This is a genomic window from Variovorax sp. RA8, assembly GCF_901827175.1.
Lineage (GTDB): Bacteria > Pseudomonadota > Gammaproteobacteria > Burkholderiales > Burkholderiaceae_C > Variovorax.
In genome coordinates this window covers 3,093,751-3,105,870 of the sequence record NZ_LR594662.1, presented here as the reverse complement: position 1 = coordinate 3,105,870, position 12,120 = coordinate 3,093,751, and the positions used below count along the sequence as shown (strand labels likewise).

Here is a 12,120-nt window from a genome sequence, read left to right as displayed (position 1 = left end):
CCTCTTCAGCCCGCCGTGATCCTCCCGCAGGCCAGCAGACCGGCGAACAGGGCCAGCACCCTGGGCCAGGTGACCGCTCGCGACTCGACCCAGCGATACAGCAGCGCCGCCGCGGCGATCGACAGCCCGAAGGCGGCGATGAGGCCGAGCAGCCCGATCCAGGGCCCGACGGGTGCCAGCCGGGACACCACCGCGCTCACCAGCAGCAGCACCGGGAAGTGGATCAGGAACAGCGAATACGAGATGCGCCCCAGCCGCAGCAACGGCGGCCACGCACCCAGCGCCAGGCCGCCGCGGCGCTGTGCCACCACCAGCAGCAGCGCCGTGACCAGCGCCGTCGCGATGCGGCTGCGCCAGTCGAGCGCCAGGGCCGCGGCACCGACCAGCACCAGCAGCGCCACGGCGAACCGCCAGGTGCTGCGCCGCGTGGCCCGGCCGATCCAGAACACCAGCATGCCCAGGCCGTAGGCGCCGAAGAAATAGAGCGCTGTATCGTCCAGCGCTTCGTTGCGGTTGAACACTGCAAGCGAGGCCGCGGCCAGCACCAGCACCAGCGCCACTGCCAGCCAGCGCGAGCGCTCCGGGCCCAGCGCCCAGCGGCGCTGCAGCAGTTCCGAGAGGCCGATGGCCATCAGCGCCAGCACGAAGAGCTGGAAGTCGATCGCCACGTACCACACGCCGGTGGAGAGCGCCTCGTAGCCCAGCAGGTCCTGCAGCAGCAGGCCGTGCGCCACCAGCTGCGCCAGGCCGGGCGCCGCCGGCACGGCCTCGTCGACGAGCCAGGGCCGCACCAGCGCCGCGGCCAGCACGCTGGCGATGAGCGCCGCCAGGTAGGGCATGGCGAGCCGGCCGTAGCGCTGGAACACGCGCAGCAGGGGGCGGTCGATGCGCAGCACGCCATCGGGCGCGAGGCTGCCCGCCGCCAGGAAACCCGCGAGCACCAGGAACACCTGCACGGCGAGGCGGCCGTTGTCGGCCAGCCATTCGAAAAGCGCCGGCGCCAGGGTGGAGGCACTGGCCGGCAGCGGGCCGTAGCGCGCGAGGTGATGCCCGACGATCAGCGCGCAGGCGATCCCCTTTGCCACGTCGAGCAGCGGCATGCGCGCCGCGGCCGCAGGCACGGCGACCGCGCGCGCCGCGGCCGGATCAGAGGGCAATGCGTTGATCAGAGGGCAAGGCGTTGCCGCGCTTCCTGGTATTCGCGCTTGAGCTTCTCGACGAAGGCGGCGGCGGTGCCGACCTCGGTGACGGCCCCGATGCCCTGCCCCGAGCCCCAGATGTCCTTCCAGGCCTTGGTCTTGCTGCCCTCCCCGCCGCCGAAATTCATGGTCTTCAGGTCGCCCTGCGGCAGGTTGGCCGGATCCATGCCCGCGGCCACGATGCTCGGCGCGAGGTAGTTGCCATGCACGCCGGTGAAGAGGTTCGAATAGACGATGTCGTCGGAGTTGCCGTCGACGATGGCCTGCTTGTACTCGTCGCTCGCGCGCGCCTCCTGGGTCGCGATGAAGGCGGTGCCGATGTAGGCGAAGTCGGCGCCCATGGCCTGCGCCGCCAGCACCGCGCCGCCGGTTGCGATCGCGCCCGACAGCGCGATGGGTCCGTCGAACCACTGGCGGATCTCCTGCACCAGCGCGAAGGGGCTCTTGATGCCCGCATGCCCGCCGGCGCCGGCCGCCACCGCGATGATGCCGTCGGCGCCCTTCTCGATCGCCTTGCGGGCGAAGGCGTTGTTGATGACATCGTGCAGCGTCACGCCCCCGTAGCTGTGGACAGCGTCGTTGACGTCGGTACGCGCACCCAGCGAGGTGATGACGATCGGCACCTTGTACTTCACGACCATCTCCATGTCGTGTTCGAGCCGGTCGTTGCTCTTGTGCACGATCTGGTTGATCGCGAAGGGCGCGGCGGGCCGGTCCGGGTTCGCCTTGTCGTGTGCTGCGAGTTCCTCGGTGATCTCGGCCAGCCAGTCTTCCAGCTGCGCGGCCGGGCGCGCATTGAGCGCGGGCATCGCCCCCACGATGCCGGCCTTGCATTGCGCGATCACGAGCTTGGGGTTGCTGATGATGAACAGCGGCGAGCCGATGATCGGCAACGGGAGGTTGGCGAGCACGGAAGGGAGCTTGGACATGGTTCGGTCGTCTCTTGAAGGTTGTTGAAAGCGGGAGCGGACAGCCGGCTGTCCGATTTCAGAAGGCCTCGATCGCCAACGCGGTCACGCTCTCCGCCCCGTCGACGATGCTGTCGCGCAGTCCCGGTGCCTTGATGAGAATGTGCTCGGCATAGAAGCGGGCGGTGGCGATCTTGGCCTGCATGAAGGCGACGTCGTTGCCTGCCTTGAGCTGGTCCTCTGCCACCAGCAGCGAGCGTGCGAGCTGCCAGCCTGCGACGAGGTTGCCCGCCAGCATCAGGTAGGGCACGCTGCCGGCGAACACCGCATTGGGCGAGGCCTTGGTCCGGCCGGCGACGAACTCGACCACGTCGACGAACGCCTCGCGCGCGGCCTCCAGGCGCTTGGCCACTGCACGTGCGGCGGCACTGTCGCGCTTCGCGAGCTCGGCCTCGGTCTTCTCGATCTGGGCGGCGATGGCCTTGGCGACCTGGCCGCCGTCGCGCGCCGTCTTGCGGCCGACGAGGTCGTTGGCCTGGATCGCGGTCGTGCCTTCGTAGATGGTGAGGATCTTGGCATCTCGCAGGTACTGCGCCGCGCCGGTCTCCTCGATGAAGCCCATGCCGCCATGCACCTGCACGCCCAGCGATGCGACCTCCAGGCTCATCTCGGTGCTGTAGCCCTTGACCAGCGGCACCATGTATTCGTAGAAGGCCTGGTTCTGCTTGCGCGCCTCGGCATCGGGATGGTGGTGCATCGCGTCGTAGGCCGCCGCCGCGGTGGTCGCCATGGCGCGACACCCCTCGGTGCAGGCGCGCATCGTCATCAGCATGCGCTTGACGTCGGGGTGGTGAATGATGGGCGCGCTCGCGTTCATCGACCCGTCCACCGGGCGGCTCTGCACCCGCTCCTTCGCATAGGCCACCGCCTGCTGGTAGGCCCGCTCGGCAATCGCGATGCCCTGCACGCCGACGGCATAGCGCGCCGCGTTCATCATGATGAACATGTATTCGAGGCCGCGGTTCTCCTGGCCGACGAGGTAACCGACGGCGCCGCCGTGATCCCCGTATTGAAGGACCGCCGTGGGCGAGGCCTTGATGCCCAGCTTGTGCTCGATGCTGACGCAATGCACGTCGTTGCGCGCACCGAGGGAACCACCCTGGTTGACCAGGAACTTCGGTACCACGAACAGGCTGATGCCCTTCACGCCCTCGGGCGCGCCGGTCACGCGCGCCAACACGAGATGCACGATGTTCTCAGCCATGTCGTGCTCGCCGTAGGTGATGAAGATCTTGGTGCCGAAGATCCTGTAGCTGCCGTCGGGCGCCGGCTCGGCGCGGGTGCGCACCATCGCGAGGTCGCTGCCGGCCTGCGGCTCGGTCAGGTTCATGGTGCCGGTCCATTGGCCGCTCACCAGCTTTTCGAGATAGGCTGCCTTCAGCTCGTCCGAGCCGGCGGTGAGAAGCGCCTCGATGGCGCCATCGCTCAGGAGCGGGCACAGCGCAAAACTCATGTTGGCCGAGTTGAGCATCTCGCCGCAGGCCGCGCCGATGGTCTTGGGCAGGCCCTGGCCGCCGAACTCGGCCGGGTGCTGCAGCCCCTGCCAGCCGCCCGCCGCGTACTGCGCAAAGGCCTCCTTGAAGCCGGGGGTGGTGGCGACCTTGCCGTCCTTGAACGTCGAGGGATGCCTGTCGCCCGCCAAATTGAGGGGCGCGACGACGTCCTGGTTGAAGCGCGCGCACTCCTCGAGCACGGCTTGCGCGGTCTCGAGGCCGGCGTCCTCGAGGCCTGGCATCCGCGCGACCTGCGCGATGTCGGCGAGATGCTCGATGTCGAAGAGCATGTCCTTGACGGGGGCGGTGTAGCTCATGGCTGTCTCCAATGCAGCAGATATGAAAAGGGCATCGCGAACGATGCCCTGGTTGCTTCGACGGTCGGTTTGTGGAAGGTGCTCAGAGCGCCTTGACCAGCTCCGGCACCGCCGTGAACAGGTCCGCCTCGAGCCCGTAGTCGGCCACGCTGAAGATCGGTGCTTCCGGATCCTTGTTGATCGCCACGATCACCTTCGAGTCCTTCATGCCTGCCAGATGCTGGATCGCACCCGAGATGCCGCAGGCAATGTAGAGCTGCGGCGCCACGATCTTGCCGGTCTGGCCCACTTGCCAGTCGTTCGGGGCGTAGCCCGCGTCCACCGCGGCGCGGCTGGCGCCCAGGCCCGCGTTGAGCTTGTCGGCGAGCGGTGCCATCACCTCGGTGAACTTCTCGGCGCTGCCCAAGGCACGGCCGCCCGAGACGATGATCTTGGCTGCCGTGAGCTCGGGGCGCTCGCTCTTGGTGACTTCACGGCCGACGAAGCTGCTCTTGCCCGAATCGGCCACGCCTTCGGCGTTCTCCACCGTGGCGCTCCCACCGGTGGCAGCGGCCGCGTCGAAGCCGGTGGTGCGCACGGTGACGACCTTGATCGCATCGCTGCTCTGCACGGTGGCAATGGCGTTGCCCGCGTAGATCGGGCGCTCGAAGGTGTCGGGGCTGTCGACCTTGGTGATGTCGCTGATCTGCCCCACGTCGAGCTTGGCTGCGACGCGCGGCGCGACGTTCTTGCCGTTGGCCGTGGCCGGGAACAGGATGTGGCTGTAGTTCTTCGCGATGGCCAGGACCTGGGCGGCCACGTTCTCCGCGAGGTTTTCCGCGAGAGACGGGCTGTCGGCGGCGATCACCTTGGCCACGCCGGCGATCTTGGCGGCCGCGGCTGCGGCTTCGGCGGCATTGGCACCGGCCACCAGCACGTGCACATCGCCGCTCTGGCAGGCGATGCCGGCGGTCACGGTGTTCAGGGTCGCCGGCTTGACGGTGGCGTGGTCGTGTTCTGCGATAACGAGTACGGTCATGTCGATTCCTCCTCAGATCACCTTGGCTTCGTTCTTGAGCTTGTCCACCAGCGTGGCGACGTCGGGCACCTTGATGCCGGCGCCGCGCTTCGGGGGCTCGACCACCTTCAGGGTCTTCAGGCGCGGCTTGACGTCCACGCCCAGGTCTTCGGGCTTGAAGGTGTCGAGCTGCTTCTTCTTGGCCTTCATGATGTTGGGCAAGGTGACGTAGCGCGGCTCGTTCAGGCGCAGGTCGGTGGTGATCACCGCGGGCAGCGTGAGGGAGATGGTTTCCAGGCCGCCATCGACTTCGCGGGTGACGTTGACCTTGTCGCCGTTCACTTCCACCTTCGATGCGAAGGTGGCCTGGGGCAGGTCCGCCAGCGCGGCGAGCATCTGCCCGGTCTGGTTCGCGTCGTCGTCGATGGCCTGCTTGCCGAGGATGATGAGCTGGGGAGCTTCCTTGTCGACCAGCGCCTTGAGCAGCTTGGCCACGGCCAGGGGCTGGAGCTCTTCGGAGGTTTCGACCAGGATGCCGCGGTCGGCGCCGATGGCCATGGCGGTGCGCAGGGTCTCCTGGCATTTGGCATCGCCGCAGGACACGGCAATGATCTCGGTGACCACGCCCTTCTCCTTGAGCCTCACCGCTTCTTCGACGGCGATCTCGTCGAAGGGGTTCATGCTCATCTTGACGTTGGCGATATCGACACCGGTGCCGTCGCTCTTGACGCGCACTTTGACGTTGTAGTCGACGACCCGCTTGACGGGGACCAGGACCTTCATTGGCTTGACTCCATTGAATTGCAAAACCGGGGGTGCAGAGGAACCGAAGATTCTAGGCGCCGGCCTCCGCGCGAACTGTTCATTTCAATCATGGGGCGCCGCGGCGCAGGAAAACGAACGGTCGTGCTTTTTTGCGATTATAGGCGAGCTTCGCCGGCAGACGGCACGCCAAGTGGTAACGATTCGACGCGCAGCACGCGCTGGGGATAGGGAATGTCGATCCCCGCCTTGCGCAGGCCCTCCAGGATGGCGATGTTGATGGGCGAGCGCACGTTGTCCTTGCCCTTGTCCGGATCGGCGATCCAGAAATTGAGCGTGAACTCCAGCCCGTCGGGAGCGAAGCTCGTGAGGAAGGCCACGGGCGCGGGATCGCGGAGCACGCGCGGCTGCGCGGCGGCGGCCTCGCACAGGATGGCCTGCACCTGCGCGGCGTCGCTGTCGTAGCCGACGACGATGCTGGTCGTGAGGTTGAACTTGAGGTCGGACATCGAGAGGTTTTCCACCCGGCTCGTGATCAGCGACTCGTTGGGTACGATCGACTCGCGCCCATTGCCCTGCCGCACCAGCGTGTAGCGGGTCTTGATGTCGGTGACGCGTCCCTCGAAGCCGTCGACCTTCACGTTGTCGCCGATGCGGATCGAGCGCTCCAGGAGGATCACGAAGCCGCTCACGTAGTTGGCCGCGAGCTTCTGCAGGCCGAAGCCCAGGCCGACGCCCACGGCGCCGCCCAGCACCGAGAGCGCGGTCAGGTCCACGCCCACTGCCGACAGTGCGAACAGCAGGCCGATCAACAGCAGGAAGGCGCGGATGGCGTTCGAGGCCACCTTGCGCATCGACAGGTCGGTCACCGCCGTGCGCAGGACGCGGTTCTCGAGGGTGGACGCGATCCACAGCGAGATCACCAGCACGACGCCCGCCGACAGCACGCCCTCGAGAATGGTGCGCAGGCTGACGTGGTTCTTGCCGAACGAAAGCGTGATGCCATCGAGCTCGGCCAGCACCGCCGGCAGCAGGCCGACGATCCACAACACCGCGGCGACCCAGGCCAGCCAGGAGACGGTGCGCTCGACCAGCCGAACCAGTGCCGAACTCGGGAAGACGGCCCGCAGCACACGCGCGACCAGGCGGATCACAGCCAGCGAGAGGAACACCGACACCGCGATGCGCAGCACCAGCACCGGCTGGAAATCGAGCATGAAGCGACGCGCGAGATCGGTCAGGAGCAGCGCCAGCAGCGGGAACAGCAGTCCGTCGAAGGTGCGTTCGCCGAACCAGATCGACTCCCTGGGCTGGTCGCGGCCGAACCAGCGGCAGAGGCCCCAGGCCAGCGCCACGCAGGCGATCAGCGCGGCAATCTCGACCCAGAGGGTTCCGGCATGGATCTGGCTGAGCCGCTGGCGGAAGTCGTCCAGTGTCATCGGCCTACAGGTCTGCCAGCACCCGCACGTGCGCCTCGACGCTGGCGGCCAGCGCGTCGAGGTTGTAGCCGCCCTCCAGCATCGAGACGATGCGCCCCCCTGCATGGCGCCGCGCCACGTCGCGGATGCGCTCGGTGATCCAGGCGAAGTCGTTCTCGTTGAGCCGCAACTGCCCCAGGTCGTCGTCGCGGTGCGCGTCGAAGCCCGCGCTCACGAAGATCATCTGCGGACGGAATTCCTCCAGCCGCGGCATCCAGCAAGCCTCGATCAGCTCGCGCACGTCCATGCCCTTGGTGTAGGCCGGCACCGGCAGGTTGAGCATGTTGGGCGCCGGGTGGTCGGTGCCGCTGTACGGATAGAAGGGGTGCTGGAAGATGCCCACCATCAGCACCCGTGGATCGTTGCTGAAGATGTCCTCGGTCCCGTTGCCGTGGTGGACGTCGAAGTCGACGATCGCGACACGCTCCAGGCCATGCGCCTCGATCGCATGGCGCACGCCCACCGCGATGTTGTTGATGAAGCAGAAGCCCATGGCCTTGTCATGGCAGGCATGGTGGCCCGGCGGGCGCACGGCGCAGAAGGCGTTGTCCAGCGCGCCCGAGATCACGGCATCGGTCGCCGCGATGGCCGCGCCGGCCGCGCGGCGCGCCGCCAGCATGGTGAAGCGCATGAGCGCGGTGTCGGGGTCGAGCTGCGCGTGGCGGGGGCCGCCGGCAGGCTCGTCGGCGACGAGGCGCTGGTGCAGGGCCTCCAGGTGCTCGATGTGTTCGACGTCATGGGCCCGCGTGATCTGCGGCAAGGTCGCCAGCGGCACATCGCCACGTTCGAGGGCATCGGCCACGCCGGTCAGGAGCAAGCGGTCCTCGATGGCATCGAGCCGCTGCGGGCATTCGGGATGGCCCGCGCCCATGTCATGCTTCCAGCAGTCGCGGTGTGAGAAGTAGCCGGTTTTGCCCATGATCGACCTGCGTCGTAAGCCTCATGCGGCACGGGGCCGCAAGGCTTGCGGTATTGTTTGCATATGGATACAAAAATGGACGTCGCCGCGAAGCTCGCCAGTTTGCTCGGTCAGCTTAACACGGTGATCGTGGGCAAAGAGGCGCAGGTGCGCGATTGCGTGGCCTGCCTGCTGGCCGGCGGCCACCTCTTGATCGAGGATGTGCCCGGGGTCGGCAAGACCACCCTCGCCCACGCGCTCTCGCACACCTTCGGGCTGCAGTTCTCGCGCGTCCAGTTCACCGCCGACCTGATGCCCGGCGACCTGTCGGGCGTGGCCATCTACGACCGCGGGCAGCAGGCCTTCGTCTTCCACCCCGGGCCAATCTTCGCCCAGGTGCTGCTGGCCGACGAGATCAACCGCGCCAGCCCCAAGACCCAGAGCGCGCTGCTCGAGGCCATGGAGGAGAAGCAGGTCACGGTGGAAGGCGAGACCCGCCCGCTGCCCAGCCCCTTCTTCGTGATCGCGACGCAGAACCCGCACGACCAGCTGGGCACCTTCGCGCTGCCCGAATCGCAGCTCGATCGCTTCCTGATGCGCATCTCGCTGGGCTACCCCGACCGCGCGGCCGAGCGCGAGCTGCTGGCCGGCGCCGACCGCCGCGAGATGCTGGCCGGCCTGCCGGCCTTGCTGACTGCCGGCGAGCTCACCGCGCTGCAGCAGCGCGTGCTGCAGGTGCATGCGGCCGAGCCCCTGCTGAACTACGTGCAGGACCTGATCGCCGCGACCCGCTCGGGCCGCTGGTTCCTGCAGGGCCTGTCGCCGCGTGCGGGCATCGCGGTGCTGCGCGCCGCCAAGGCGCAGGCGCTGCTGGCCAACCGCGACTACGTGGCGCCCGACGACGTGCAGGCCGTGCTGCCGCAGACCATCGCGCATCGGCTCACGCCCGTCGGCGATGCCGGGCGCGGCGCGTCCGAGCAGGTGCGCGCGATGATCGCCGCCGTTCCCCTGCCGTGAACCCGGCTGCGCGCCTCTTCGTCCCGGTCCGTTCGCGCATCGACGGCTGGTTCCTGTCGCGCCGGCCGCCCTCCGACACGCTGGAGCTGACCCAGCGCAACGTGTATATCGTGCCGACCAAAGCGGGCTGGATGCTGGCCGCCACGCTGCTGCTGCTGCTGATCGGCTCGATCAACTACCAGCTCAACCTGGGCTATCTGCTGACCTTCCTGCTGGCCGGCAGCGTGGCGGTCGGCATGCACGTGGGCCACGGAACACTGCGCGGGCTCGGGCTGCGCCTGATGCCGCCCGAGCCGCAGTTCGCGGGCGCCGCGGCCGTGGTTCGCGTGGTGCTGCAGAACGAGCGGCGCAGCACGCGCTACGGCATCGGGCTGGCGGTGCGCCACAGTGGGCAGTGGGCGTGGAGCGACGTGCCCGCGGAGGGCAGCTCCATCGTCGAGGTGGCGTTCCAGCCCGATCGCCGCGGGCTTCATCCGGTCCCCACGCTCACCGCCGAGACCCGCTTCCCGCTCGGCACCTTCCGCGTCTGGACCGTGTGGCGGCCGGCCTCGCAGGTGCTGGTCTATCCCGCGCCCGAGCCGCACCCGCCGCCGCTGCCGCCGGGCGAACCGCTGGCCGGCCAGGCCGCCAATTCCGCGCTGCGCGCCAGCGTGGCCGGCGAGTACGACGGCGTGCGCGCCTACCGGCGCGGCGATCCGCTGAAGCTCGTGGTCTGGAAGCGGGCCGCGCAGGCGCAGGCCGCGGGGTCTGAAGACCTGGTGAGCCGCGATACGCAGCAGGCGCAGCGGCACGAACTCTGGCTGGATGCCCAGGCCACGGGGCTGGCGGACCCCGAGAGCCGCCTGTCGCGGCTTTGCGCGTGGGTGCTGATGGCCGACCGGCTTGGCGCGGACTACGGCTTGCGCGTCGCGGGGCGGACCGTCGCGCCGTCACAGGGCGAGGCGCACAGGCGACGCTGCCTCGAAATGCTGGCACTCTGTTGACAACATGAAGCTCGCAGCCAGGCTCCAGTCGCTCCCCCGCGAAGCCAGGGACACGCTCTTCCTGCTGGGCGTGATCGCCCTCATCCTCCTGCCCCAGCTGCGCAACATCCCCTGGTGGTGCAGCACGCTCGCCGCCGTGGTGCTGCTCTGGCGCGGCAGCCTGGCGGTGCAGGCCCGCCCGCTGCCCAGCAAGTGGTGGCGCGCCGGCCTGCTCGCGGTCACGCTGCTCGCCACCTTCGCCACCTATCGCACCCTGCTGGGCCGCGACGCCGGCGTCACGCTCATCGTGATCCTGCTGGCGCTCAAGACGCTCGAGCTGCGGGCGCGCCGCGATGCATTCGTGGTCTTCTTCCTGGGCTTCTTCACGATGCTCACGAACTTCTTCTACTCGCAGTCGCTGCTGACGGCCTTCGCCATGCTGCTCGCACTGCTGGGCCTGCTCACGGCGCTGGTCAACGCCCACATGCCGGTCGGCCGGCCGCCGCTGATGCAGGCGGCGCGCACCGCCGGGTGGATGGCCTTGCTCGGCGCGCCGATCATGCTGGTGCTGTTCCTGCTCTTCCCGCGCATGGCGCCGCTGTGGGGCACGCCCAGCGATGCCATGGCCGGGCGCAGCGGCCTGTCGAACACGATGCGCGTGGGCAGCATCGCGCAGCTCGCGCTCGACGACGGCATCGCCGCGCGCATCAAGTTCGACGGCGACCGCGTGCCGGCGCAGCGCGACCTGTATTTCCGCGGCCCGGTGCTGTCGCGCTTCGACGGCCGGGAATGGACGGCTTCGCCGCTGCTCACGCGCGGCGCCCAGAACGTGCGCGTGCAGGGCCAGCCCATCGGCTACCAGGTCACGCTGGAGCCCAGCAACCGGGCGTGGCTGCTGACGCTCGATGCCACGCCGCAGAGGCCGGAGCTGCCGGGCTACGAGCTCTTCGGCACCGCCGACCTGCAATGGCTGGCAAACCGGCCGATCAGCGACCTGGTGCGCTACCGCGCCGAGAGCTACACGCAGTTCCAGAGCGGCCCGCAGCGCCGCGGCCTCGCCCTGCGCCCCTACGTGGCACTGCCTGCGGGCTCCAACCCGCGCACCGTCGCGCTGGCCGCGCAGATGAAGAGCGATCCCGCCCTGGCGAGCGCGAACACCGGAGCCTTCGTGCAGGCCGCGCTGCGGCGGCTGCGCACCGGCGGCTACAGCTACACGCTGGAGCCCGGCATCTACGGCGACGAGACCGCGGACGAATTCTGGTTCGACCGGAAAGCCGGCTTCTGCGAGCACATCGCCTCGGCCTTCGTGGTGCTGATGCGTGCGCTCGACATCCCGGCACGCATCGTGACCGGCTACCAGGGCGGCGAGATCAACGGCCTCGACAACTACTGGACCCTGCGCCACAGCGATGCCCATGCCTGGGCCGAGGTGTGGGAGGAGAACACGGGCTGGGTGCGGGTCGACCCGACCGGCGCCGTCTCGCCGGACCGCGTCGGCCAGTTCCAACGCCTCGTCCCGCAGCCGGGCCTGTTCGCCGGCGCGGTGGGCGCCATGAGCCCGACCCTGGCCCAGAACCTGCGCGCCGCCTGGGAGGCGCTGAACAACGGCTGGAACCAATGGGTGCTCAGCTACACCCAAAGCCGCCAGCTCGACCTGCTGAAACACCTGGGCTTCGACGCGCCGAGCCTGCAGGACCTCGCGACCGTGCTGCTGGCGCTGCTGGTCCTGGCCAGCCTCGGCGGCGCCGGCTGGACCTTGTGGGAGCGCAGCCGCCACGACCCGTGGCTGAGGCTGCTCGGCCAGGCACGCACGCGCCTCGCGCAGGCCGGCATCGAACTGCCCGAGGGCACACCGCCGCGCCAGATGGCGAAGCAACTCGCCGAGCGCTTCGGAAACGGCTCGCAGGCCGTGCAGGACTGGCTGCTGCGGCTCGAGGTCCAGCGCTACGCCGCCGCGCCCGACCTCACGCTGCCCGCCCTGCGCGCGGAGTTCCGGCATCTCGCCTGGCCGCGCTGAAACCACATGTGT

General features: G+C 68.9%; 10 protein-coding genes. 3 read left to right on the top strand and 7 right to left on the bottom strand.

The window, feature by feature from the left end; all coding sequences use genetic code 11:
• Nucleotides 1-5: 5 nt before the first annotated feature.
• The 7 genes from E5P3_RS14590 to E5P3_RS14560 all read right to left on the bottom strand — a co-directional run bounded on the left by E5P3_RS14590 (nt 6) and on the right by E5P3_RS14560 (nt 8,133).
• Entirely contained in the window at nt 6-1,100 is a 1,095-nt protein-coding gene (locus E5P3_RS14590) for an acyltransferase family protein (RefSeq protein WP_162589690.1), read from the bottom strand.
• A gap of 65 nt (nt 1,101-1,165) precedes the next feature.
• Nucleotides 1,166-2,128, bottom strand: coding sequence for an NAD(P)H-dependent flavin oxidoreductase (locus E5P3_RS14585; protein ID WP_162586642.1), 963 nt, complete (start codon nt 2,126-2,128; stop codon nt 1,166-1,168).
• 58 nt (nt 2,129-2,186) lie between these two features.
• On the bottom strand, nt 2,187-3,977 hold the full coding sequence (locus E5P3_RS14580) for an acyl-CoA dehydrogenase (protein ID WP_162586641.1): 1,791 nt from the start codon (nt 3,975-3,977) through the stop codon (nt 2,187-2,189).
• 82 nt (nt 3,978-4,059) lie between these two features.
• Nucleotides 4,060-4,995, bottom strand: a complete 936-nt coding sequence (locus E5P3_RS14575; protein ID WP_162586640.1) for an electron transfer flavoprotein subunit alpha/FixB family protein — start codon at nt 4,993-4,995, stop codon at nt 4,060-4,062.
• Between the two features lie 12 nt (nt 4,996-5,007).
• Nucleotides 5,008-5,757, bottom strand: coding sequence for an electron transfer flavoprotein subunit beta/FixA family protein (locus E5P3_RS14570; RefSeq protein ID WP_162586639.1), 750 nt, complete (start codon nt 5,755-5,757; stop codon nt 5,008-5,010).
• A gap of 137 nt (nt 5,758-5,894) precedes the next feature.
• Complete coding sequence (locus tag E5P3_RS14565) at nt 5,895-7,175, bottom strand: mechanosensitive ion channel family protein (RefSeq protein WP_162586638.1); 1,281 nt, start codon at nt 7,173-7,175, stop codon at nt 5,895-5,897.
• Nucleotides 7,176-7,179: 4 nt separating this feature from the next.
• On the bottom strand, nt 7,180-8,133 hold the full coding sequence (locus E5P3_RS14560) for a histone deacetylase family protein (protein WP_162586637.1): 954 nt from the start codon (nt 8,131-8,133) through the stop codon (nt 7,180-7,182).
• A 75-nt stretch (nt 8,134-8,208) separates the two neighbouring features.
• Here E5P3_RS14560 and E5P3_RS14555 point away from each other — a divergent pair, with 75 nt between their 5' ends.
• Genes E5P3_RS14555 through E5P3_RS14545 form a run of 3 tightly spaced genes read left to right on the top strand, consistent with a single transcriptional unit; the run spans nt 8,209 to nt 12,108 of the window.
• Nucleotides 8,209-9,129 (top strand): AAA family ATPase, encoded by a 921-nt coding sequence (locus E5P3_RS14555; protein WP_162586636.1) that lies wholly within the window; start codon nt 8,209-8,211, stop codon nt 9,127-9,129.
• Nucleotides 9,126-10,112: a DUF58 domain-containing protein gene (locus E5P3_RS14550; protein ID WP_162586635.1), complete on the top strand. Its 987-nt coding sequence runs from the start codon at nt 9,126-9,128 to the stop codon at nt 10,110-10,112. Before E5P3_RS14555 ends, E5P3_RS14550 begins: the two co-directional genes overlap by 4 nt.
• Nucleotides 10,113-10,116: 4 nt before the next feature.
• The gene (locus E5P3_RS14545) at nt 10,117-12,108 is read left to right on the top strand and encodes a transglutaminase family protein (protein WP_162586634.1); all 1,992 of its coding nucleotides are present in this window, start codon (nt 10,117-10,119) and stop codon (nt 12,106-12,108) included.
• The last annotated feature ends 12 nt before the right edge of the window (nt 12,109-12,120 follow it).

Excerpts from the sequence above, each read along its gene's own strand:
- E5P3_RS14570 (WP_162586639.1), bottom strand. The coding sequence starts at position 5,757 with ATGAAGGTCCTGGTCCCCGTCAAGCGGGTCGTCGACTACAACGTCAAA.
- E5P3_RS14555 (WP_162586636.1), top strand. The coding sequence starts at position 8,209 with ATGGACGTCGCCGCGAAGCTCGCCAGTTTGCTCGGTCAGCTTAACACG.
- E5P3_RS14580 (WP_162586641.1), bottom strand. The coding sequence starts at position 3,977 with ATGAGCTACACCGCCCCCGTCAAGGACATGCTCTTCGACATCGAGCAT.
- E5P3_RS14545 (WP_162586634.1), top strand. The coding sequence starts at position 10,117 with ATGAAGCTCGCAGCCAGGCTCCAGTCGCTCCCCCGCGAAGCCAGGGAC.
- E5P3_RS14585 (WP_162586642.1), bottom strand. The coding sequence starts at position 2,128 with ATGTCCAAGCTCCCTTCCGTGCTCGCCAACCTCCCGTTGCCGATCATC.
- E5P3_RS14575 (WP_162586640.1), bottom strand. The coding sequence starts at position 4,995 with ATGACCGTACTCGTTATCGCAGAACACGACCACGCCACCGTCAAGCCG.
- E5P3_RS14560 (WP_162586637.1), bottom strand. The coding sequence starts at position 8,133 with ATGGGCAAAACCGGCTACTTCTCACACCGCGACTGCTGGAAGCATGAC.
- E5P3_RS14565 (WP_162586638.1), bottom strand. The coding sequence starts at position 7,175 with ATGACACTGGACGACTTCCGCCAGCGGCTCAGCCAGATCCATGCCGGA.
- E5P3_RS14590 (WP_162589690.1), bottom strand. The coding sequence starts at position 1,100 with ATGCCGCTGCTCGACGTGGCAAAGGGGATCGCCTGCGCGCTGATCGTC.